24 protein-coding genes are annotated in these 22,780 nt (G+C 66.5%); 9 read left to right on the forward strand and 15 right to left on the reverse strand.

Annotated elements, in window-relative coordinates; genetic code table 11:
• Nucleotides 1-8 precede the first annotated feature (8 nt).
• From surE to LJ725_RS13470, 13 genes are all read right to left on the reverse strand, one after another.
• A complete protein-coding gene (surE, locus tag LJ725_RS13410) occupies nt 9-806 on the reverse strand; it encodes a 5'/3'-nucleotidase SurE (protein WP_230551168.1) in 798 nt (265 codons plus the stop codon).
• Entirely contained in the window at nt 803-2,359 is a 1,557-nt protein-coding gene (gene serS / locus LJ725_RS13415) for a serine--tRNA ligase (RefSeq protein WP_230551169.1), read from the reverse strand. The genes surE and serS overlap by 4 nt, the downstream gene beginning before the upstream one ends.
• A 2-nt stretch (nt 2,360-2,361) precedes the next feature.
• On the reverse strand, nt 2,362-3,180 hold the full coding sequence (tatC, locus tag LJ725_RS13420; RefSeq protein WP_329958362.1) for a twin-arginine translocase subunit TatC: 819 nt from the start codon (nt 3,178-3,180) through the stop codon (nt 2,362-2,364).
• Nucleotides 3,181-3,249: 69 nt separating this feature from the next.
• The gene (gene tatB / locus LJ725_RS13425; RefSeq protein WP_230551170.1) at nt 3,250-3,744 is read right to left on the reverse strand and encodes a Sec-independent protein translocase protein TatB; all 495 of its coding nucleotides are present in this window, start codon (nt 3,742-3,744) and stop codon (nt 3,250-3,252) included.
• Between the two features lie 27 nt (nt 3,745-3,771).
• Entirely contained in the window at nt 3,772-4,044 is a 273-nt protein-coding gene (locus LJ725_RS13430) for a twin-arginine translocase TatA/TatE family subunit (protein ID WP_230551171.1), read from the reverse strand.
• Between the two features lie 111 nt (nt 4,045-4,155).
• Nucleotides 4,156-5,256: an SMC-Scp complex subunit ScpB gene (scpB, locus tag LJ725_RS13435; protein ID WP_230551172.1), complete on the reverse strand. Its 1,101-nt coding sequence runs from the start codon at nt 5,254-5,256 to the stop codon at nt 4,156-4,158.
• Nucleotides 5,257-5,267: 11 nt separating this feature from the next.
• Nucleotides 5,268-6,140, reverse strand: coding sequence for a segregation and condensation protein A (locus LJ725_RS13440; protein ID WP_230551173.1), 873 nt, complete (start codon nt 6,138-6,140; stop codon nt 5,268-5,270).
• Nucleotides 6,141-6,194: 54 nt separating this feature from the next.
• Nucleotides 6,195-7,226, reverse strand: coding sequence for a beta-N-acetylhexosaminidase (nagZ, locus tag LJ725_RS13445; RefSeq protein ID WP_230551174.1), 1,032 nt, complete (start codon nt 7,224-7,226; stop codon nt 6,195-6,197).
• A gap of 13 nt (nt 7,227-7,239) precedes the next feature.
• The gene (locus LJ725_RS13450; protein WP_230551175.1) at nt 7,240-8,016 is read right to left on the reverse strand and encodes an SPOR domain-containing protein; all 777 of its coding nucleotides are present in this window, start codon (nt 8,014-8,016) and stop codon (nt 7,240-7,242) included.
• Between the two features lie 147 nt (nt 8,017-8,163).
• Nucleotides 8,164-9,906: an arginine--tRNA ligase gene (argS, locus tag LJ725_RS13455; protein WP_230551176.1), complete on the reverse strand. Its 1,743-nt coding sequence runs from the start codon at nt 9,904-9,906 to the stop codon at nt 8,164-8,166.
• Between the two features lie 47 nt (nt 9,907-9,953).
• On the reverse strand, nt 9,954-11,141 hold the full coding sequence (locus LJ725_RS13460; protein ID WP_230551177.1) for a deoxyguanosinetriphosphate triphosphohydrolase: 1,188 nt from the start codon (nt 11,139-11,141) through the stop codon (nt 9,954-9,956).
• A gap of 60 nt (nt 11,142-11,201) precedes the next feature.
• Nucleotides 11,202-11,633 carry a universal stress protein gene (locus LJ725_RS13465; RefSeq protein WP_230551178.1) on the reverse strand — a complete coding sequence of 144 codons (432 nt, stop codon included), beginning with the start codon at nt 11,631-11,633 and terminating at the stop codon, nt 11,202-11,204.
• A gap of 4 nt (nt 11,634-11,637) precedes the next feature.
• The gene (locus LJ725_RS13470) at nt 11,638-12,366 is read right to left on the reverse strand and encodes a TerC family protein (protein ID WP_230551179.1); all 729 of its coding nucleotides are present in this window, start codon (nt 12,364-12,366) and stop codon (nt 11,638-11,640) included.
• Between the two features lie 137 nt (nt 12,367-12,503).
• Between LJ725_RS13470 and gpt the strand changes: the two genes are divergently transcribed.
• The 5 genes from gpt to LJ725_RS13495 all read left to right on the forward strand — a co-directional run bounded on the left by gpt (nt 12,504) and on the right by LJ725_RS13495 (nt 16,037).
• Nucleotides 12,504-13,007, forward strand: coding sequence for a xanthine phosphoribosyltransferase (gpt, locus tag LJ725_RS13475; RefSeq protein ID WP_230551180.1), 504 nt, complete (start codon nt 12,504-12,506; stop codon nt 13,005-13,007).
• A 154-nt stretch (nt 13,008-13,161) separates the two neighbouring features.
• The gene (locus tag LJ725_RS13480) at nt 13,162-14,175 is read left to right on the forward strand and encodes a zinc-dependent alcohol dehydrogenase family protein (protein WP_230551181.1); all 1,014 of its coding nucleotides are present in this window, start codon (nt 13,162-13,164) and stop codon (nt 14,173-14,175) included.
• A gap of 134 nt (nt 14,176-14,309) precedes the next feature.
• Nucleotides 14,310-14,522, forward strand: a complete 213-nt coding sequence (locus LJ725_RS13485; protein WP_230551182.1) for a hypothetical protein — start codon at nt 14,310-14,312, stop codon at nt 14,520-14,522.
• A gap of 75 nt (nt 14,523-14,597) precedes the next feature.
• The gene (locus LJ725_RS13490; RefSeq protein ID WP_230551183.1) at nt 14,598-15,350 is read left to right on the forward strand and encodes an ADYC domain-containing protein; all 753 of its coding nucleotides are present in this window, start codon (nt 14,598-14,600) and stop codon (nt 15,348-15,350) included.
• A 60-nt stretch (nt 15,351-15,410) separates the two neighbouring features.
• Entirely contained in the window at nt 15,411-16,037 is a 627-nt protein-coding gene (locus LJ725_RS13495) for a 2-hydroxychromene-2-carboxylate isomerase (protein ID WP_230551184.1), read from the forward strand.
• 7 nt (nt 16,038-16,044) lie between these two features.
• Here the strand turns inward: LJ725_RS13495 and LJ725_RS13500 are convergent, their stop codons facing one another.
• Nucleotides 16,045-17,499, reverse strand: a complete 1,455-nt coding sequence (locus LJ725_RS13500) for a tetratricopeptide repeat protein (protein ID WP_230551185.1) — start codon at nt 17,497-17,499, stop codon at nt 16,045-16,047.
• Between the two features lie 141 nt (nt 17,500-17,640).
• On the opposite strand from LJ725_RS13500, the gene LJ725_RS13505 reads away from it, so the two are divergent.
• From LJ725_RS13505 to LJ725_RS13520, 4 genes are read left to right on the forward strand one after another with little or no spacing between them, the layout of a single operon-like run.
• A complete protein-coding gene (locus tag LJ725_RS13505; protein WP_230551186.1) occupies nt 17,641-18,615 on the forward strand; it encodes a Bug family tripartite tricarboxylate transporter substrate binding protein in 975 nt (324 codons plus the stop codon).
• 8 nt (nt 18,616-18,623) lie between these two features.
• Nucleotides 18,624-20,660, forward strand: a complete 2,037-nt coding sequence (locus tag LJ725_RS13510) for a bifunctional aldolase/short-chain dehydrogenase (protein WP_230551187.1) — start codon at nt 18,624-18,626, stop codon at nt 20,658-20,660.
• A gap of 25 nt (nt 20,661-20,685) precedes the next feature.
• Complete coding sequence (locus tag LJ725_RS13515) at nt 20,686-21,582, forward strand: TauD/TfdA dioxygenase family protein (RefSeq protein WP_230551188.1); 897 nt, start codon at nt 20,686-20,688, stop codon at nt 21,580-21,582.
• A gap of 1 nt (nt 21,583) precedes the next feature.
• Nucleotides 21,584-22,108 (forward strand): hypothetical protein, encoded by a 525-nt coding sequence (locus LJ725_RS13520; RefSeq protein ID WP_230551189.1) that lies wholly within the window; start codon nt 21,584-21,586, stop codon nt 22,106-22,108.
• 6 nt (nt 22,109-22,114) lie between these two features.
• Here LJ725_RS13520 and LJ725_RS13525 read toward each other — a convergent pair whose 3' ends face one another.
• Nucleotides 22,115-22,756, reverse strand: a complete 642-nt coding sequence (locus LJ725_RS13525) for a glutathione S-transferase family protein (protein WP_230551190.1) — start codon at nt 22,754-22,756, stop codon at nt 22,115-22,117.
• Nucleotides 22,757-22,780: the final 24 nt, after the last annotated feature.

Below are 22,780 nucleotides of genomic sequence, written 5' to 3' on the forward strand. Positions count from 1 at the left end.
GGCCGCCCCTAGTCGAGATCGACGGGTGCCGCCTCGAACTCCGCCACGAGCTTGCGGCGCATGCTCTCGTGGGTGAGGTCGAGGTGCAGCGGAGTGACGGAGATATGGCCCGAGCGCACGGCGGCGATGTCGCTCGCGGCGTCGATCTCGCTCTCCTGCGGCGCATAGCCGATCCAGTAGTAGGTGCCGCCGCGCGGGTCCTTGCGCTCGACGATGTGGCCGCCGAAGCCGCGCGTGCCGGTGTGCGTGACCCGCACGCCCTTCACCGAGCCCGAGACCACGTCGGGGAAGTTGATGTTGACCAGCACGTTGCGCGGCCAGTCCATCGCCAGCACGCGGCGCGCCACGGCGGCGCCGTGGGCCGTCGCGGTGCCCCACTTCACCGGATGGTCGTGTGTGTAGGCCTGGCTGAAGGCGATCGACGGCAGACCGAGCAGGCAGCCTTCCATGGCGGCCGCGATGGTGCCCGAATAGGTCACGTCGTCGGCGATGTTGGTGCCGCGATTGACGCCCGACAGGACGAGGTCGGGCTTGCGGTCCTTCATCAGGTGCTTGACCGCGAACAGCACGCAGTCGGTCGGGGTGCCGTCGATGGCGAACTTGTGCTCGCTGACCTCGCGCGCGCGGATTGGGCGCGACAGCGACAGCGAGTGACCGGCGCCGCTCTGGTTGACCTCGGGCGCCACGATCCAGACGTCGCTCGAAAGCTGCGCGGCGATCTCGACCAGGGCTTCGAGGCCCGGCGCGTGGATGCCGTCGTCGTTGGTGACGAGGATGCGCGCCCTGGCGAGGTTGGCGACCTTCATTTCTTGGCGGGCATGGCACGGGGCGCGGGGATCAGCTCGAGGCCGCCCATGTAGGAACGCAGCGCCTCGGGCACCGTCACCGAGCCGTCCTCGTTCTGGTAGTTCTCCAGCACCGCGACCAGCGTGCGGCCGACCGCCAGGGCGGAGCCGTTCAGCGTATGCAGGAAGCGAGTACCTTTGCCCCCTCTTGGCCGGTAGCGCGCATTCATGCGCCGGGCTTGAAAGTCACCACAATTCGAGCAGCTCGAAATCTCACGATAAGCGTTCTGGCCCGGCAGCCACACTTCAAGATCATAGGTCTTGCGTGCCGAGAAACCCATATCACCACTGCAGAGTGTCATTACGCGATAGGCTAAGCCAAGCTGCTTCAACACTTCTTCGGCACGACCAGTCATGCGCTCGTGCTCTCCCTCTGATTGCTCGGGAGTCGTTATGCTAACTAATTCGACCTTGAAGAACTGATGCTGACGAATCATCCCCCTTGTATCCTTGCCAGCAGCGCCGGCTTCGGAGCGGAAAGATGGAGTCCAAGCTGTATAGCGAAGGGGCAGATCTTTCTCTTCGAGAATGGAATCACTCACAAGATTTGTGAGAGGCACTTCCGCCGTAGGGATCAGCCATCTCTTCTCAGTTCTAGTTTGCTGGCCTTGGATTGCCGAATAGAGATCTGAAAAAACAGTTGTCGCGACACTCGCGTTGTTAGCCACAAAATACTGTCGCACTCGCTTTAACGCTGCCTCTTGCTTCATCGGCTCAACATTGCCGTGGACGAGGTAGTTTCTAAGATATTTAGATAGGAATTCGGCTTTAAAGGCATTTTGCGTATATTGCGGAATGTTGTTCTTTTTATCTTGAAGGATTTTCTCCATCGCATCGTGGTCGGTAAATGTTGCTTGAAATAAATCGTCTTTGAATTTTGGAAGCTGGCCAACTCCATACACAGCATCATTCTTCACGAGCAATGGAGGATTTATTTCCGTGTATCCTCCTTCCTCGCTCGTATGTAAGTCGAGCATGAACTGAGCAAGGGCACGTTCCAATCGAGCCAAGTAGCGCTTCAGTATTACAAAGCGTGATCCGGATATTTTTACAGCCTGGACAAAATCCATCTCCCCCGTGGCTTCACCAAGTTCCACGTGGTCTTTTGGCGGGAAACTGAAATTGCGCTGACTGCCAATGCGGCGACTTTCCACATTACTGTGTTCGTCACTCCCAGTCGGAACATCATCCGCTGGGATATTTGGCAGCTGGTCAAGTTGACGCTTCAGCTCCTCGTCGAGGCGCGCTGCATCGCGTTCACCCTTTTTGAGACTCTCTTCTAAGGAGACGACTTTGGCCATTAGCGCATCGGCTGGCTCGCCCTTCCGCTTAGCCATACCTATTTGCTGGCTGAGCGATTTGCGCTGAGCCTGAAGCGATTCGCTCTCTGAGATAGCAAGGCGACGGCGCTTGTCTATCTCCAGAATTTCTTTCGCCCGCGCAGGTAATCCCCGACGCTGCAGGCCTCGGTCAAATATGTCGGGATGATCCCGAATAAATCGAATGTCGTGCATGACTATCTATTAGCAGATTCTTCGGCCTTCTTCTCGGCTTCCTCGGCCTTCTCTTCGGCCTCCTCGGCCGCCTTGTCCGCGGCCGCGCGCTTCCGCTCGATCACGCCGCCGATCAGGATGGAGATCTCGTAGAAGGCCATCAGCGGGATCGCGAGCGCGATCTGGCTGACCACGTCGGGCGGCGCCAAGACGGCGGCGATGACGAAGGCCACCACGATGGCGTAGCGGCGCTTGGACTTCAGCCCCTCGGTGGTGGCGATGCCGACCTGGATCAGCAGGGTCAGCAGGACGGGCACCTCGAAGGCGAAACCGAAGGCGAAGACGAGCTGCAGGATGCGTTCGAGATAGTCGGACGATCTCAGGGTCTTCTCGATGTCCGGCGGCGCGTACTGCGTCAGCATGAAGTTGATCACGTACGGCAGCACGACATAGTACATCAGCGCGCAGCCGGCATAGAACATGAACGGCGTGGCGACCAGGAACGGGACGAAGGCCCGCTTCTCGTGGCGATAGAGGCCGGGCGCGACGAACAGCCAGATCTGGACCGCGATCAGCGGGAAGCCCACGATCAGCGCCACGAAGGCCGACAATTTCACCGTGACGAAGAAGAACTCGAAAATGTCGAGGACGATGACCTTGTAGCCGTCGGCCAGCGCCGGCTGGATCAGGAACGAGAAGATCGGCTTGGCGAAGTAGAAGGTGATGAAGAAGACGGCGAAGAAGCAGACCAGCGCATAGATCAGGCGCTTGCGCAGCTCGATCAGGTGATCGAGCAGCGGCATCGGCTTGTCGTCTTCAGGTCCGTCGTGCGCCTGGGTCACGGATGGGCTCGCAGAATGGGAGCCGCGTTATGCCGCCCTTTGGCGCGCAATTCAAAGCGCAAGTTGGCGCTATCCGGCGGCGACGGCCTTGACCGGCTTCTCTTCGGCTGAAGTCACCGCAGGTTCGCTGGCCGAAGGCGCCGCTTCCGCCACCGGCGTGGCCTCGGAGGTGATTGCTGCGGTCGTGGTTCCGGCGGCCGGCTCGGCGGCGATCTGGGGCGCAGATTCCGGCTCGGCCAGCGGATTATCGAACTTCGCCTTGGCCTCGGCCATCGCCTTCTCGCCCTCGGCCATGCCCTCCTGAAGCGCGCTCTTGATTTCCCGGGTGGGATCGAGCGCCTGCAGGTCGAGGCCGGGATTGGCGGTGAGCTGCTTCTTCACGTCGTCGAGGTCGGCCTGGCGGACCATCTCGTCGACATGGCCACGGAATTCCGACGCCATGCCGCGCATCTGGGCCATCCATTTGCCCCAGCTGCGCAACATGCCGGGCAATTCCTTCGGGCCGATGACGACGAGCGCCACGACCGCGATGACCAGCAGTTCCGGACTATCGATGCCAAACATGGCCGCTCAGGCCCCCACGGCGCCGCCTTAGACCTTGGCGGCGGTATCCTGGTGGTGAACGGTGCCGCCCGGCGGGGTGGTGGTCGCCTGGGCCGAGATCGGCTTGGCGGTGTCGCCCGGCTGAGTGCCCGGCTGAGCCTGCGGCGGAGTCTCTTCCTGGCCGCCCCCGACGCCCTTCTTGAAGGCCGAGAGGCCCTTGCCGAAGTCGCCCATGAGCTGCGAGACCTTGCCGCGACCGCCGAAAAGCAGCAGCACGACGGCCAGCACGATCAGCCAGTGCCATACGCTGAAGCTACCCATTTCAAAATGCTCCCAAGTCGATTTGCAATCGGCGTGTCGATCAACGAGCGCCGATTATGGCATCCGCTGCGAAGCCACGGCAACCGGTCGAAATAAGGTGGTTCTGGGGCGTCAGCGCCCCGGTTCCCCCGTGTTCTCTTCGACCGCCAGAGGCTCGTCGGCCTCGTCTTCCGTCGGTTCGAGCGGCAGATCGGGCTCGTCCGGCCTGAATATGGGGGGCTGGGCCCGCGCGTCCAGCAGGCCCGCGGCCTTCAGTTCCTCCTGGCCCGGCAGGTCGTCGAGGCTCGGCAGGCCGAAATGTTCGAGAAAGAAATCGGTCGTGCCCCAGGTCACCGGCTTGCCGGGCGCCCGCCGGCGGCCCATCGGCTTGATCCAGTTCTGCTCGAACAGCAGGTCGAGCGTGCCCTTGCTGAGACCGACGCCGCGCACCTGCTCGATTTCCGCCCGGGTCACCGGCTGGTGATAGGCGATGATCGCCAGCGTCTCGACCGAGGCGCGCGACAGCTTGCGCGTCACCGGCCGCTCGATCTTGAGCTTCTCCGAGAGGTCCGGCGCCGTGCGGAAGGCATAGCCGCCCGCCACCTTGATCAGGTTCACGCCCCGGCCGGCATACATCTCCGCGAGATCGGCAAGGAGGCGCTTCACGTCGGCGTCGTTGGGCAGGCGCTCGGCCAGTTCCTTCTCGTCGAGCGCCTGGGTGCCGGCGAAGACCAGCGCCTCCAGCAGGCGCAGATGCTGGGCATGGTCGGGCGACACGACGTCCGTCACGCCGGGTGAGGCAGCGGCGCCAGCGGCCGCAGCAGCCGCAGCGACAGTCGCAACAGCCACCGCTTCCTCGGACACGGCCTCGGCAAGGGCCGCTTCGGTCGAGACCGGCGCCTCCTCGGCTACGGCTGCCTGTGCAGGCTTCTCGTCCTGGTCGCCATCCTCGTCGTCCACATCCTCGCCGTCGCCATCGTCCTCTTCGGCGTCGTCATCGTCCTCGTCTTCGTCGGCGTCATCGTCGTCCGACTCGTCGTCTTCTTCGTCTTCATCGTCATCGTCGTCATCCGAATCGTCGTCATCGTCGGAATCGTCGTCCGACTCCTCGTCGTCGTCGTCATCGTCATCTTCGTCGTCGCCGGCCTTCTCCTTGCCGGCAGCCAGCCGGCGGACGAGTTCGAGCGCTTCGGGCTCTTCGACGGCCGGAGTTGTGCTTTCGATGTCTGACATGTCGGGGACCGTCACTGCTGGTCGGTACGTTTACGCAAATGGATGGGGCCGAAGCGCTCGGTCTGGCGCAACTCGATCTGGCCGTCCTTGGCGAGCTGCAGGCCGGCCACGAAGGTCGCGGCGATCGCCGAACGGCGGCGCCCCGGATCGGTGAGGCCGGCCGGCAGGAAAGCTTCGAGCGACTGCCAGTCGATGGCGATGCCCAGCATGCGCCCCAGGCGCTCCGCCGCTTCCTCGACCGAGAAGAACTCCATCGGCGCGATCTGGTAGGTGTCGGCGTCCTTCGGCCGGACCTGCGAGCCGTAGGCGCTGAGCAGGTCGTAGAGCTTCACGTCCCAGACTGCGCGGCGCACCACCACGATGCCCTCGGGCTGGCCGCGCGAGAAGATATCCCGGCCGAGCTGCGGCCGCGCCATCAGGCGCGCGCCGGCCTCCTGCATGGCCTCGAGACGGCGCAGCTGCCATTGCAGCGCGTCGGCCATCTCCTGCCCCGACGGCTCCTCGCCGGCCGGCGGTTCGGGCAGCAACAGGCGCGATTTCAGGTAGGCGAGCCAGGCCGCCATGACCAGGTAATCGGCCGCCAGCTCCAGCCGCATCCGTCGCGCCTGGTGGATATGGGAGAGATACTGGTCGACCAGCGCCACCATCGAGATCTTGCGCAGATCGACCTTCTGGTCGCGCGCCAGGGTCAGCAGCAGGTCGAGCGGGCCTTCGAAGCCCTCGAGATTGACGATCAGCTCGCCCTCGCCCGGCGCGATCACGTCCGGACCGCCCGCGGCGAAGGTGTCGGCGACGGCGCCGCCCTCCCCGGCCGCACCCGGGACGGGGGCGCTGTCGGCAGGCGCGGGCGCGTCGTCAGGCGGCGGGCTGGCGGAACTGGTCATGCAGTCCCGGTTTAGTCAGCGAAAGCGCCTGCCGCCACAGGATTTGGTAGCGCCTTATCCCCACGCCGGGAGGAGTTCGGCGACCCGCCGGGCCGCATCGGCCAGACCTCTGCCTCCGGCCGGATCCCGATGCCGGGCGAGGAAGGACCGTCCGTCGTGGAACCGCCGGGCGGCCGCTTCGGTCAGGGCGCCGGTCCGGCCCGCGATCTCGACCATCTCCGGCATCCGGCCGTTGCAGTGCAGGGCGATGTCGCAGCCGGCGGCCAGCGCGCGGGCTGCGCGGTCGCCCAGCGACCCGCCCAGCGCCTGCATGGACAGGTCGTCCGACAGCAGCAGCCCGTCGAAGCCGATATGGGTGCGGATGACGTCCCGCACGGCCCCTGCCGACACGGTGATGCAGTCCTTCGGGTCGATCGCCTCGAACAGCAGGTGTCCCGTCATCGCCCAGGGAAGGTCCGACAGCAGCTGGAACGGCACGAAGTCGGTGCGCTCCAGCTCGGCGCGTGAGGCCGTGACCGTCGGCAGCGCCTCGTGGCTGTCGACGGTGGCGCGACCGTGGCCGGGGATGTGCTTGATGACGGGCATCACGCCCTCGGCCAGCAGTCCCTCGGCCGCCGCGCGGCCCAGCGCCGCCACCGGCTCGGGCCGGTCGGCATAGGCGCGGTCGCCGATCACGGCATGGGTCTCGGGAAAGGCGATGTCGAGCACCGGCAGGCAATCCACGTCGCAGCCGATCGAGGCCACGTCGGCCGCGAGCAGGCGCGAATTGAGCTTGGTGGCTTCCAGCCCCCGCTCCGGGTCGCGGGCATAGAGCTCGCCCAGCAGGCGGGCCGGCGGCGCCTTGCGCCAGCTGGGCGGACGCAGGCGCGCGACCCTGCCGCCTTCCTGGTCGATCAGGACCGGCGCATCAGCGCGCGCCACGCAGGAGCGCAGGTCGTCGACCAGCCGCCGCGCACGCTCGACCGTGTCGATGTTGCGCGCGAACAGGATGAAGCCCAGCGGATCGGCGTCGCGAAAGAACGCCCGCTCCTCGGCCGAGAGATCGGGCCCGGCACAGCCCAGGATGACCGCGCGCGGCCGGCTCATCGGAGAGCTTCCCCTAGCGGGCAGGCGGGACCGAGACGCAGTCGGCCTTGCGGGACTTGAGCGCGGCACAGACCGAATGGGCCTGCTTCTCGTCGAGCGGGCCGGCCTGCACTCGGTACCAGACACCGCGATCGCCGAGATCGACGCGGACCGCCTGCATGCGCAGGTTCGACAGTTCGCCGGCATGTGCGCTCTGCAGCCGCGCCCAGGTCGACTTGGCGACGTCCTCGTTCTTCACCGACGCCACCTGGATGCGCCAGCCACCGGTCGGGCCGGACATGTTCTCGATCAGGCTGGCGATGCTGGGGCCGCTTTCGGTCGGTGCAGGCGTGGTGGTGGCCGGCTGCACGTTGGGCGGATTGGCCGGCACCTTGGGCTCCCCGGCGGCGGGCGGTGGCGTGCCGGCCGTGGTCGAGGCGGGTTGCAGCGGCGTCGGCGTCTTGGCGGTCTCGGCCTCGCGCGGCGGCGCGGCCGGCAGCGGCAGGCCGTTGGCCGGCAGCTTCGGATTGACGGCCACCGGCAGCAGCTTCTCCGGCTGGGTCGGCACGGCGCCGGGCGAGATGCGGTTGAAGACTTCCTTGTCCTGGTTCGGCGGCACCAGCCCGCCGGCATTCTCGGGCTTCACGCGGGCCGGTGTGGTCGGTGCCTGGACCACCAATGGCTCAAGCCCCTTGCCGCCCGCCTTGACGTCCTGGTTGTGGGCCCACCACACGACCGACCCGAAGCTCGCGACGGCGGCGATCGACACCATCACCGTGAGGATCTGGCCGCGGCGTCGGTTGACCCGCATGAGCAGCGAGTCCCGGGGAGGCGGGGGAATGGAATCGGGTTCATGCGCGACGGGCCGAGGCGGAGGATCGAGCCGCACAGCTACCGACTCGTTGGGCCGGTAGATCGTTGGTCCGTCGCCGGAGGGGGACCGGCGAACATGCATTTTTTATCTCATTTCATCGACGGGTGTGACGCCGAAGACCTTTAAACCCGATCCTATCACAAAACCGATTCCCTGTACCAATGCCAGACGCGCCCGCGTGAGATCGGAGTCGCCCTCGATCACGAAGCGCAGGCCCGGCTCCTCCCGTCCCCTGTTCCAGTGGGAATGGAAGGCGGCGGCCAGGTCGTAGAGATAGAAGGCGATGCGATGGGGCTCGTGCGCCACCGCCGCCGCTTCGACTTGGCGGGGCCACTGGGCGATCATCCGGATCAGCGCGAGCTCGCCTGCATCGGAGAGGCGGTCGAGTGGCGCGCTGTCGAGACCGTCGATCGCGATGCCCGCGGCCGTGGCCTGGCGCATCACGGACCGCGTCCGCGCATGCCCATACTGGACGTACCAGACCGGGTTGTCGCGTGACTGTTCGGTGGCCTTCACGAGGTCGAAGTCGAACGGGGCATCGTTCTTGCGCGTGAGCATCGTGAAGCGCACGACGTCGGGCCCGACCTCGTCGAGCAGGTCGCGCAGGGTGACGAAGGTGCCGGCGCGCTTGGACATGCGCACCAGTTCGCCGTTGCGCATGACGCGCACCAGCTGGCAGAGCTTGACGTCGAGTTCGCCCTGTTTGGCGGTGATGGCACTGACCGCCGCCTTCATGCGGTTGACGTAGCCGCCATGGTCGGCGCCCCACACGTCGATCATGTCGGCGAAGCCGCGGCGGTACTTGTCGTGGTGGTAGGCGATGTCGTTGGCGAAGTAGGTCCAGCTGCCGTCCGACTTCTTCAGCGGCCGGTCGACCTCGTCGCCGAACTGGGTTGCCCGGAACAGGGTCTGCTCGCGGTCTTCCCAATCGTCGGGAAGCTGTCCCTTCGGCGGCTCCAGCCGCCCCTGGTAGATCAGGCCCTGTCGCGTCAGCTCCTCGAAGGCACGGTCGACGGCGCCGCTCTCGACCAGCGCACGCTCGGACGAATAGACGTCGATGTGGACGCCCAGCGTCTCGAGGTCGGCCTTGATCTCGGCCATCAGCGTGGCAATGGCGAACGCCCGCATCTCGGGCAGCCAGTCGGACTCGGGCTTGGCCACCCAGCGCGCGCCGTCGCGCTTGGCGATCGCCGCGCCCACGTCCTTGAGATATTCGCCGGGATAGAGACCCTCGGGGATCGACTCGATCGTCTCGCCGAGCGCCTCGCGGTAGCGCAGGTAGGTCGACTGGCCGAGCTTGTCGACCTGCGCGCCTGCATCGTTGATGTAATACTCCTTCGTGACGTCGTAGCCCGCCTTGTGCAGCAGGTTCGACAGCGCGTCGCCCACGATGGCGCCGCGCGCATGCGCGACGTGCAATGGCCCGGTCGGATTGGCCGACACGTACTCGACGTTCACCTTCCCGCCCTTGCCCATGCTCGAATCGCCATAGGCGATGCCGGCCTTCAGGCAATCGCCGAGACGCGCGCGCCAGAAGCCGTCAGCGATCTTGAGGTTGAGGAAGCCCGGCCCCGCCACCGCGCCGTCGACCACGTCGGGATTGGCCTTGAGGCGGGCCAGCAGCGGCTCGGCGATGTCGCGCGGCTTCTTGCCGGCTGCCTTGGACAGGACCATGGCGGCATTGGTGGCGATGTCGCCATGCGCGGCATCGCGCGGCGGCTCGGCCGTGATGGCGGAAAAGTCGAGCTTTTCGGGCAATTCACCCGCGGCCTGCATGGATTGGAGGGCCGCGACGATCTCGCCGATGAAATGACGGTACGGATTCATGGGCCGGGTATTGCCGAATCCGCGCCTTTTGTCATCCAGGGGGCCCCTCAGGAATACAGGTCGAACAGGCGCCGGTGTTCGTCGAGGGCGTAGCGATCGGTCATGCCGGCGATGTAGTCGGCGACCACCCGCGCGCGGGCGTGCGGCTCGGCCTGCTCGGCCTTCTCGCGCCACGGCGAGGGCAGGCAATTGGGCTCGGCGAACAGGAGATTGAACAGGTCGACCACGACACGGCGGGCCTTGGAGTGCGACCGGTTCAGCTTCCAGTGCTCGTACATGCGCGTGTAGAGGAAGCGCTTCACCGTCTTCTCGGTCGCCGTCATCGCCTCGGAGAAGGCGACGACCGGACGCCCGAGGGCGCGGATGTCGGCCACGGATTTCGGATTGGCCTCCTTGAGCCGGCGGCGCGTCTCGGCGATGACGTCCTCGACCATGGCGTTGATCACGCGACGCACCGCTTCGTGGATCAGGCGTGGCTGGTCGATGCCGGGATACTTGGCCGTCACCAGCGCGAACATCTCGCCGACAAGCGGCAGGTCGAGCAGGTCCTTCACCTCGAACAGGCCGGCCCGCAGCCCGTCGTCGATGTCATGGTTGTTGTAGGCGATGTCGTCGCTCAGCGCCGCGACCTGCGCCTCGGGCCCGGCATGGCCGTCGAGCTCGAGGTCCTGGTCCTTGCAGTATTCGACGATGGCGGCCGGCAGATCGGCCAGCGTCCGGCCGGACTTCAGCAGCGGACCGTTGTGCTTCACCGCACCCTCGAGCGTCTCCCAGGTGAGATTGAGCCCGTCGAACTCGGCATAGCGGTCCTCGAGCTTGGTGAGGATCCGCAGCGTCTGCGCGTTATGGTCGAAGCCGGCATAGGGGAGCATGACCCCGTGCAGCGCCTCCTCACCGGCGTGGCCGAACGGCGTGTGACCGAGATCGTGCGCCAGCGCGACGGCCTCGCCGAGATCCTCGTCGAGGCGCAGCGTGCGGCAGATCGTGCGCGTGATCTGGGCGACCTCGAGCGAGTGCGTGAGGCGGGTGCGGTAGTGGTCGCCCTCGTGGAAGACGAAGACCTGCGTCTTGTGCTTCAGGCGCCGGAACGCCGTGGAATGGATGATGCGGTCGCGGTCGCGCTGGAACGGGCTGCGGCTCGGCGACTCGCCCTCGCGATGATAGCGGCCCCTGCTCCGCCATGGCAGCGTCGCATAGGGCGCCAGCGCCTCGTGTCGCCACAACTCCTCGGCCAAACGCGGTCCTCCTGCAGGGCCGCGTTCTACGCCGTCCGGAGCGCCATGGCTACTTGGCGCCTACTTGACGAGCGTGACCGGCACCTTGGAGTGCGCGATCACGTCCTGCGCGACCGAACCCATCAGCACGCCGGCCAGGCCGGTATGGCCGCGGGTGCCCAGCACCACCAGCCCCGCGCCCACCTTCTTCACGAAGTCGGCGACGATCTCGCCCTGGCGGCCGACGCCGATATGCGTCTTGGCCGTCACCCCGGCCTTGCCGGCCAGCGCGACCGCGGAGGCGAGCGCCTTCTGGCCCTCCTCGCGATGGTGCGAATCGATCTGCTCGCGCGGCACGAAGGTCGAGATGGCACCGCCGAGGCTCGGCTGGACGTTCAGGAGGTGCAGCTCGGCGGCGCAGCCGGTGGCGACCATGTCGAGCGCGTGCTGGACGGCGCGGTCGGAGCAGGCCGAACCGTCGACCGCGACGAGGATGGCGTTGATCTTGTGCATGGAGCTACTCCTTGCCCTTGTCGGCCGCGAGATCGACCGGATCGTGTTCCTTGTGCTTCTGCTTCGCCCGATACTGGAGGAAGTAGCCGACCACGACGACCAGCACGGCACAGCCGATCTCGAGGATCGTCTTGGCATGCGGCGTGAGGGCGGTGAGCTTGGCGGCATAGCCCGGATCGGTGGCCAGCACCTCACCCGCGATCCAGCCCAGCAGCGCGCCGCCGGCGATGACGATGATCGGGAAACGGTTGAGGAGCGCCATGATCAGCGTTGCGCCGAACACGATCAGCGGGATGGAGATGATCAGGCCCAGCACCATCAGCGTGGTGTCGCCCTTGGCCGCGGCGGCGATCGCGATGGCATTGTCGAGGCTCATCACCGCGTCGGCGATGATGATGGTACGGATGGCCGAGCCCAGCGAACTGGCGGCCTTGACGCCGTCCTCGCCCTCTTCCTCGCCCTGTACCAGCTTGACGCCGATCCAGAGCAGCAGCATGCCGCCCACCAGCTTCAGGAAGGGCACCGACAGGAGATAGTCGACGATCAGGACGAACAGGATTCGCAGCAGGATGGCGCCGCCGCTGCCGATGATGATGGCCGGGCGCTGGTGCTTCTTCTCGAGGTTCCGGCAGGCCAGCGCGATGACGAGCGCGTTGTCGCCCGACAGGATGATGTTCACCAGAATGATCTGGGTCAGACCGCTCCAGAAAGCGGGCGTCAGCTCAAATCCCATATGCAGCGGTCCCCGTGCCGATTTCCCTGCATGCCCTGTTTCCCAGCGGCCTGCGCTTCTATGCTTCGGCCGAAGGTGTTAGTGCAGCCCTTCCGAAGGGGCAAGCCAAACCGGACAGGATCCAGGGACGAAATCGCATGGCGGGAAGTGCCGGCTACAACAGAATGTTCCCCGTCTCGTGGACGGAACTGCACCGCGACGCCCGGGCGCTGGCCTGGCGTCTGGCCGACCTCGGGCCGTTCAGGGGACTGGTCGCCATCACCCGCGGCGGGCTGGTCCCGGCGGCCATCGTGGCACGCGAACTGAATCTTCGCCTGATCGACACGATCTGCTGCTCGACCTACGACCGCATGGAGCGCGGCGCCAAGGTCGAGATGCTCAAGGGCACCGCCGCCGAGCAGGACAAGGGCAAGGGCTGGCTGATCGTCGACGACCTCGTTGACACCGGCGTCACCGCCCGCGCCGTCCGGGCCATGCTGCCCGAAGCGCATTTCGCCACCGTCTATGCAAAACCCGCCGGCCGTCCGGTCGTGGACAGTTATGTCACCGAAGTGAGCCAGGACACCTGGATCCTGTTTCCCTGGGACCAGGAGGCCGTCATGGCCAAGACGATCATCGAACTGAAGGGCGACGCCAAGTGAGGCACGCCGGCGACACCACCGCCATTGTCATCCCGAGCGCAGCGAGGGACCTTTCAAGCCGCCATTCAAGGGTCCCTCGCTGCGCTCGGGATGACAATGTGCGGGCCATTACGATGTGCGCCATTCGTATCTCTGCGCCGATGGGAGCCCACCAATGAAGTGCTACGTCATTCCCGCCCCCAAGGGCATCGAGTCGCTGACCCTGGTCGAGCGCCCTGCCCCGACGCCCGGGCCGCGCCAGGTGCTGGTGCGGGTGAGGGCGACGTCGCTCAACTACCGCGACCTGCTCACCATCGAGGCACAGTACGCGCGCTCGGCGCCCAAACCCGACCTGATCCCGCTGTCGGACGGCGCCGGCGAGGTGGTCGCGGTCGGACCGGGCGTGAGCCGGGTCAAGGTCGGCGACCGGGTCGCGGGCTGCTTCATGCAGCGCTGGTTCGGCGGCGCGATCAGCGAGAGCGCCATGCCCTCGGCCATGGGCGGTGCGATCGACGGCATGCTGACCGAGCTCGCCGTGCTGGAAGAAGAAGGCGTCGTGAAGCTGCCGGCGCATCTCAGCTACGAGGAAGGAGCCACCCTTCCCTGCGCCGCCGTCACCGCCTGGAACGCGCTGGTCGAGATCGGCCACATCAAGGCCGGCGACGTGGTGCAGATCCAGGGCACCGGCGGCGTCTCGATCTTCGCGCTACAGTTCGCCCGCATGTTCGGCGCCCGCGTGATCGGCACCTCGAGTTCCGCCGCCAAGGCCGAACGGCTGAAGCAGATGGGCGCCGAGGCGGTGATCGACTACAGGGCGACGCCCGACTGGGACCAGGAGGCGCTGAAGCTGACCGGTGGCCGCGGTGCCGACATCACGGTCGAGGTCGGCGGCGCCGGCACGCTCCCCCGCTCCTTCCTGGCTACGCGGCTGGGCGGCTCGATCGCGGTGATCGGACTCCTGTCGGGCATGGCGACGCTCGACCCGATGCCGATCCTGCGCCGCAACCTCAAGGTCCAGGGCCTCTATGTCGGCAGCACGCAGATGTTCGAGGCGATGAACCGCGCGATCGAGGCGAACGGCCTGAAGCCCGTGATCGACAAGGTGTTCCCGTTCGCCGAGGTCCAGGCCGCCTACCGGCACCTCAAGAGCCAGAAGCATTTCGGCAAGATCGTCATTTCACACGCCTAGGAAGCAGATCTTCACCGGCCGCGTGCAACCCCCACGCCTGTCGCTGCAACTCCCGTGATCGGCGGCCGGATGCGACAAGGCCGGCACCGACGGACGGCATACCGCCGCCCGGCACATCTCAAGGGAGACCTCCAATGTTCAAGACGATCCTCGCCACTGCGACCGCCGCCCTGATCGCCACCGCCATCGCCGCACCGGCTCAGGCAGGACTGTCGCTCAACGGCCTGTCGATCAATGGCTGGCGGCTCAACGGCCTGGCGATCAATGGCCTGGCGATCAATGGCGCAGAAGTCCCGGCGCAGACCTTCGTGCTTGAGGCGATCGAACTGCCGCCGGCGGAACTCTAGGCTCCAGATATGCCCTGTCGGCTGCTGACAGGACTCGTGATTGGCGGCGCCCTCCTCGGGGCGCCGTCTGCATTCATGGCCGTCGCTCAATCCTCCGAGCGCTCGGCGCCAAAAATCTCGTCGCTCGGCGTCGAGGGCACGGAGATTCTGGTGACCCTCTCCGATGGCCGGACGCTGCGCAGCATGCAACTGGTCGGCGCGGTGCTGAAGGTCCGTTTCGATGGGGCGGCCGCGGAGGTGCGCATCGCGGCCGTCGAGCCCGATCCCGACGACAAGTCAAACACGGTGTGGCTCCACACGCTCGAGAGACGCGGGTCCGATGGGAGCTGGGCCAACCTGTGCAGTCCTGGACCCGACGGCCGCCGCCAGGGCTTCCCGCTGCAGGGCGCCCAAGGCCTTGAGGTCACCTGCTCCTCGGGTGCCGTCGGCAAATGTGTGCGCTTCGGCTACAGACCATGGGCTGCCGGGCAGGACGGGCGGCGCCTGACGCCGCTGCACGCGGCGTGCGTACGCATGGTGCGCGGCGACTATGGAGGCAACGGAGAGGCGTGGACAAGGAATGGCATGCGCATCGACGTCTACGACACCGAAGGTATCCAGACGCCGGAAAACGATCCGGCAGACAGGTTCGAGGCCGGTTGGTCGCCCGACGGGGCGGTCTGCGTCCGTCATGTTCGCGTGGGCGAGAACGTCAGCCTGACCGAACTCGAAGCGCGCTATTCGCACCTGCGCGGCCGGACCGGTGAGATCTGCACCGAAGATTTTGCCCGCGCGCACGGCGCCATCCTGTTCAACCGCTCTCTGAATGTCGCCGCGGCTCGACCCTAGCGAGGTTCACATGTCGACACGGATTGCATGCGGTAAATTCTGCCGAGGAGAGGACGTACCATGGCGCAGCGTGTGATCGACTACTGGTTCACGACGGGAAGCACCCACAACTACCTGACCGCGATGCGGCTGCCCGACGTAGCCGCGGCGACTGGGGTGGCTTTCCGTTGGCGGCCGTTCGATCTGCGCACCCTGTTCGACGAGCGCGGCTACTTCCCTTTCCCCAAGGGCTCGCCAAAGACCGCCTACATGTTCCGCGACATCGAGCGCCGCGCGGCCGCGCGTGGCATCCCCATTGCCCTGCCGGTCCCCTATCCGCTGCCCGACAGCATGACCGCCAATCTCGTCGCCTTGCTCGGCATCCGCGAGGGATGGGGTATCGACTATATCCGCGCCGCCTACCGGCGCTGGTTCCAGGAGGGCCAGCCGGCCGGTACGGATCCGAACCTTTCGGCGAGCCTGGCCGAGATCGGCCAGGACAGGGAACGGGTCCTGTCGCTTGCCACCGCCGCGGCCAACCGGGACGCCCTCACCGCCGAAACCGATGTCGCCCGCTCGATCGGCCTTGTCGGTTCGCCGAGCTTCGTCGTCGACGGAGAAGTCTTCTGGGGCGACGACCGGCTGGAAGACGCCGTCACCTGGGCCCGTCACGGGACGCTCGCCTGCGCCACGCCGACGCGCGACTAGAGAGACTCTACGCCTCCGGCAGGCCGGCCTTGCGCAGGCCCTCCGTGTAGAGTTCGCGATCGGCCGGCCGGCGAAAGAAGCGCACGACCTCGGCGATGCTCTTGTCGGCGCCATCGCTTGCCGCGAGAAGCTGGGCCGCCGCGGCGCGCGCCTCGGCCTCGCTGCCCAGTTGACCATAACTCGCCGCCATGACGCGGCAGGCCGTATGGAACCAGCGCACCGCCATGCTGTGCCGTGCCGTCTCGATCGCCTCGTCGAAGCGACCGGCGAGGTACAGCGCCGAAGCGCGCTGGGCCAGCCACGCGAATTTCTGAGGGTCGTTGGGACTGAGGCGCAGCGCCGTGTCGATGGCGGCCAGCGCGTCGACGGGCCGCCCCCCGAAGGTACAAGCGACGGCCAGCGCGAAGTAGCCCGGTGCGAGATTGGGATTGAGCCGCACTGCCTGCTGGCCATGGTCGATCCCGGTCTCGGCACCGCCGTCATGCGCCGCCGACAGCGCAAGCACGTAGTAGGCGAGCGCGTTCTGCGGATCGCGTGCCAGCGCCCGGCGCGCCGCGGCCGCAGATTCCTCGAAGGCAACGTCGCGGTCGTGGCGAAAGCCGTAGATGCCTTGCTGGAACAGGGTGCGACCGATGCCGACATGGGCATCGGCCAGGGTATCGTCGAGTGCGATCGCCCGACGGTAGTAGTCGAGTGCCTTCGCCGCTTCCTCCAGGCCGACCTGATGGAAGTGCCACGAGCCGCGCAGGTACAGGTCCCATGCCGCCATGTTCTCCGGCAGCCTGTTGCGGGTGCGCATATGCTCGTGTTGCGTGACCGCGGGTTCGATCGCCACGGCGACCCTTTCCGTCACCTGGTCCTGGATGGCGAAGATATCGGTGAGACTCCCGTCATAGCGTTCGGCCCAGAGCTGGGTGCCGCTATCCGCTTCGCTCAACTGGGCGGTGACGCGCACGCGATCGCCGGCGCGCCGCACGCTTCCCTGAACGACATAGCGCACGCCGAGCTCACGCCCGACCTGGCGAAGATCGATGGCCCGCCCCTGATAGGTGAAGGTCGAATTGCGGGCGATCACCAGAAGCGACCGCCATTTCGACAAGGCCGTGATGATGTCCTCGGTGATGCCGCCGGCGAAATATTCCTGATCGGCCTCGCCGCCCAAGTTGGCGAATGGAAGCACGGCGACGGCCGGCCGGTCGAAAGGCACGCCCTCGCCGGCGAAGCGGGCACCGAAGGCCACGGTATCGAGGTCCCAGTCCGCACGACCGAAATCCGCCCTGGAGCGGGCTATGGCCTCCGTGAGCAGCGAAAGGTTGTGATCGCTGGGAACGGTGGCACCCGAGACCCACCGGCTGACCACCGACTTGTCTATGCCGATCATCTGGGCAAGCTTGCCGCGGCTGAGATTGAGGGTCTTCAATACCAGCCCGAGCTTCTGTGCAAAATCGGACGCGGTCGCCATGCCTGGAGGATTGCGAAATTGGCCCCTGGGCGCAACCGGGCGCCCGCGTGCGGTGCGCGAAGCCGTCGCGTGCACCCCAGGGGGCGATCCTCTATACCGCAGCAGTTCATCGGCTTCGTCACCACATCCGGGACCAGCATCATGTTGAAGCGCCGTCATCTCGCCGCGTTCATCGTCGCGGCGCCATTCGTGAAATCCGCGTTCGCACAGACCTGGACGCCGTCCGGCCCCGTCAAGATGGTCGTGGCCTATCCGGCCGGCGGCCCGACCGATGTGATCGCGCGCATCGTCGCGGCCGACATTTCGGGTCCGCTGGGACAGCAGGTGGTGGTCGAGAACGTGTCGGGCGGCGCCGGCGCCATCGGCACGCGCGCCGTCGCCAAGGCCAAGCCGGACGGGCAGACGATCACCTTCGGCAACAACCAGACGCACGGCAACAACATGTTCATGCTGAAGGAGCCGGGCTACGACGCGGTGAAAGACTTCGCACCGCTGGCCGGCGCCGGCGCCTTCGAGCATGTCTTCGTGGTGCGCAACGACCTGCCGGTGAAGAACATCCAGGAGCTGATCGCGCTGGCCAAGTCCAAGCCCGGCGAGCTGAACTACGGATCGACCGGCATCGGTTCGGGCTCGCACCTGTCGACCGAGCTATTCATGGCGCGCACCGGCATCAAGATGACCCAGGTGCCCTATCGCGGCGCCCCGCCGCTGGTGCAGGACCTGGTCGGCGGTCGCATCGACATCTCCAATTCGACCCTGCCCAGCGTGCTGGCCCAGATCAAGGCGGGCACGATCCGCGCCATCGCCATCGGCAGCCCGAAGCGCAATCCGCAGCTGCCGGACGTGCCGACGCTCGAGGAGCAGGGCGTGACCGGCGCCAATGCCTCCTCGTGGGCGGCCTTCTTCGCGCCGGCGGGCACGCCGCAACCCGCGCTCGACCGGCTCTCGGGCGAGATCATGAAGAGCCTGAAGAAGCCCGAGGTGGTCGAGAAGATCGACAAGCTCGGCTTCACCGTCGAGCCGCGCGACCCCGCGCAGTTCAAGCCCTACCAGGAGCGGGAGATCGCGACCTGGGTGAAGATCGCCAAGGACGCCGGGATCGAGCCGGGAGAATAGGCAGCGCCATGAAGAACCTCTGGTCCGACAGCGATGCCCGGCAGGCCATCGCCAGCCACGCCGCCAAGGGCATCGACGAGGACCTGGCGCTGCGGGTCTATACGACGCGTCTGCTGGGCGGCGAGCCCAAGCTGGTGCTGCACGGCGGCGGCAACACCTCGGTGAAGACGCGCATGGCCGACGTCACCGGCCGGCCGCTCGACGTGCTCTGCGTCAAGGGCAGCGGCTGGGACATGGGCACGATCGAGGCGCCCGGCCTGCCCGCCGTCCGCCTCGCGCCGCTGCGCGAGCTGGAAGGGCTGCAGGCGCTCAGCGACGAGGACATGGTGAACGTGCAGCGCGCCAACCTGCTCGACAGCAAGGCGCCCAACCCGTCGGTCGAGACGCTGCTGCATGCGTTCCTGCCGCACAAGTTCATCGACCACACGCATTCCAACGCGGTACTGGCCCTGACCGACCAGCCCGACGGCGCCGAACTGGCCGCCGATCTCTATGGGAAGCGCGCGGCGCTGGTGCCCTATGTCATGCCGGGCTTCGCGCTGGCGAAGAAGACCGCCGAAATCGCGCGCGCCCATCCCGACGTCGAGGGGCTGATCCTGCTGAAGCACGGCATCTTCTCGATGGGGGCGACCGCCGAGGAAGCCTATGTCCGCATGATCGACCTCGTGACCATGGCCGAGCAGCGCCTCGCCAAGGCCACGCGCAGGATTTTCCCCGGCGCAGACCTGCCCGCCAAGCCCGCAACGGCGGCGGAGATCGCGCCGATCCTGCGCGGCCTGTTCTCGTTGCCGGCGAAGGCCGGCGGCCGCGAGGCCGCGCAGCGTTTCGTGTTCGAGTTCCGCAGCTCGCCGGAAATACTGGCCTACGTGAACGGCAAGGAGATCGCGCGCTACAGCCAGCAGGGTCCCGTGACGCCCGACCATGCGATCCGGACCAAGAACGTGGCCTTCATCGCGCCCGCGCCGGAAGCCGGCCGGCTCGATGCGTTCAAGCAAGAGGCCAAGGCCGCGCTTGAGAAATTCGCGGCCGACTATCACGCCTATTTCAAACGCTATAACGGCCAGCAGATCACGGCGAAGAAGGAACTCGACCCGATCCCGCGCGTGGCGCTGGTGCCGGGTGTCGGCCTGTTCGGCATCGGCAACACGTCGAAGGACGCCAAGATCGCCGCCGATCTCGCCGAGACGACAGTGGCGGTGATCGCCGACGCCGAGCGGCTCGGAACCTACCAATGCATCCCCGAGCCCGACATCTTCGACATCGAATACTGGTCGCTGGAACAGGCAAAGCTGAGCAGCGCCGCCGAGAAGCCGTTGGCGCGCCGCATCGTGGTCGTCACGGGCGGCGCCTCCGGCATCGGCGCCGCAACCGCCGCCGCCTTCGCGCGCGAGGGCGCCGAGGTGGCGGTGCTCGACCGCGACGTCTCGAAGGTCAAGGGTTTCGCTGTCGCCTGCGACGTGACCGATCCGAAATCGGTGCGCGCGGCCTTCGACAAGGTCGCGGCGAGCTTCGGTGGTGTCGACATCGTGGTCTCGAATGCGGGCGCGGCCTGGCAGGGCCGCATCGGCGACGTCGACGAGTCCGTGCTGCGCCAGAGCTTCGAACTGAATTTCTGGGCACACCAGAGCGTGGCGCAGAACGCGGTCCGCATCATGCGGACCCAGAACCTGGGCGGCTGCCTGCTGTTCAACACCTCCAAGCAGGCGGTAAATCCCGGGCCGGACTTCGGCCCCTACGGACTGCCCAAGGCCGCGACGCTGTTCCTGATGCGCCAGTACGCGCTCGACCATGGCGGCGACGGCATCCGTGCCAACGCGGTGAATGCCGATCGCATCCGCACCGGTCTTCTGACGGACGAAATGATCGCACAGCGGTCCAGGGCGCGCGGTCTCAGCGAGGCCGATTACATGGGCGGCAACCTGCTCGGCCTCGAAGTCACGGCCGACGACGTGGCGCAGGCCTTCGTTTCGCTAGCCAAGGCGATGAAGACGACAGGCGCTGTCACGACCGTGGACGGTGGTAATATCGCGGCCGCCCTGCGCTAGGGGTTCCTTTCCCGGGGAGGTCCCGTTGCCGATCGAGACGCGTCCGCTCCAGCCGCTGCAATCGTCGTTCGCCGCCGAGATGACGGGCATCGACGCCACCAGGCCGCTGACGCCCGCAGAGGTCGCCGCCGTCGAGGCGGGCATGGACAGGTATGCCGTGCTGGTGTTGCCCGGCCAGGACATGACGGACGAACAGCAACTTGCCTTCACGCGCAACTTCGGGCCCCTGCAGGAAGGCGCCAACACGACGCTGACGGCGACAACGATGCGCCTGGGCGGTGCCTTCGCCGACGTCTCCAATCTCGACAAGGACAACCGGCGCCTCGAACGAACCGATCGCCGCCGCATGGCCGCGCTGGGCAACCGGCTTTGGCACTCCGATGCCACCTTCCGCATCGTGCCGGCGCGCTATTCCCTGCTGAGCGGCCGCATCGTGACGCGCGACGGCGGCAACACCGAGTTCGCCGACATGCGCGCCGCCTACGACGCGCTCGACGACGCCACCAAGGCCGAGATCGAGAACCTGGTCTGCGAGCATTCGCTGATCTATTCGCGCGGCCAGCTCGGATTCACCGACTTCACCGACGAGGAACGCCACCGGATGCGCCCCGTGCTGCACAGGCTCGTGCGCACGCATCCGGTCACCGGCCGCAAGTCATTGCTCTTGTCGGCCCATATCGGCGCCATCGTCGGCTGGCCGCGTCCCGAGGCCATGGCCTTCATCCGCGACCTGATGGAACACGCGACGCAGCCCGAGTTCGTCTATGTCCATCGCTGGACGAAGAACGACTTCGTGATCTGGGACAATCGCACCACGATGCACCGCGTCCGCCGCTTCGACGACCTCAACATCGTCCGCGACATGCGCCGCACCACGACCATGAGCGAAGGCCCGACGGTCGAAGGGCAGCAGGCGGCGTAACATGAAAATCAGGCTCGACAGCCTTTCACTCCTCGTCGCGCTGCATGCCGTATTGTTCGCCGCCCAGCCTGCCGTGGCCAAGGACGTGCGCTTTCCGGGCACTGGCAATCCGGCCTTCTCCTTGCACATACCCGACGACTGGACGACCGAGGAAGGCGACGACGACAGTCTCCTCGTGGCGAGCGGCGATCGCAGCATGGCCTTCACTCTGCTGCTCGAGACGAGCGACAAGCCATGGGACGACGACGCCCTCGACGAAATCGCCACGGTGGCGCTCAGGGTCGCGAAAGCGTCCCCGCCGAAACGCAAGGAAGCCGCTTCGATCTCGGGATTTCCGGGCTTTTCCTACCCTTCGGCGACGACGAACGATGCCGGGGACGTTGTCAGGCTGACGCTGTACATCATACGGATCGACAAGACTCACCTGGCGCTGTTCAACCGCATCGAAGCTGCGGACAATTCGCCGGCGCAGCGGAAAATCGCCGATACCGTGCTTCGGAGCATGACGATCAGTCCGCCACGCTGAGTGCCCTCAACGCCCCTCGAACTCCGCATCCTTCTTCGGGATCAGATCGTACGGAAGCGCGAAGCCCGGCAGCGCCTTGATCCGGTCGCGCCACGCCGCGAGGTTAGGCCGCGAATCGATCGACAGGCCGCCTTCGTGGGCGAACACCATGCGGCCCCAGCAGCCGATGTCGGCGATCGAGCAGGCATCGCCCACCAGCCATTCGCGGCCGGCCAGCGACCTGTCGGCGAAGTCGAGCGCAGCCTCAGCCTGCGGACGGAAGAAGTTCACGATGTCCTGCGAAACGTCGGGACGGAAGCGCGCAAAATGGCGGACGCGGGCCACGTTGGTGATGGCGTCGTTCTCCCACGCGAGCCACTCGCGCGCCTGCCAGCGATGCTGCTCGGTCCTGGGCTCGAACTGGCCGGTCGTGCGCGCGAGATAATCGAGGATCACGTTCGACATCACCAGCGTCAGGCCGCGATGGCGCAGCACCGGCACCTGGCCGTAGCGGTTGATCGCGAGGTGCGCGGCTTCCTTCTGCACCCCGTTCTTCAGGTTGACGGTGCGGAACGAGAACGGCAGGCCCGAGAGCGCGAGGAACAGCATCGGCTTGTAGCTCGAGCTCGACGTGAAACTGCCGTGCAGAACGAGGCGCTCGTCGTTCATCGGAACTCCTGTGGCATTGGGCCG

Origin of the sequence: Reyranella aquatilis (assembly GCF_020880995.1) — a bacterium.
In the GTDB taxonomy this organism is placed as follows: Bacteria; Pseudomonadota; Alphaproteobacteria; order Reyranellales; family Reyranellaceae; genus Reyranella; species Reyranella aquatilis.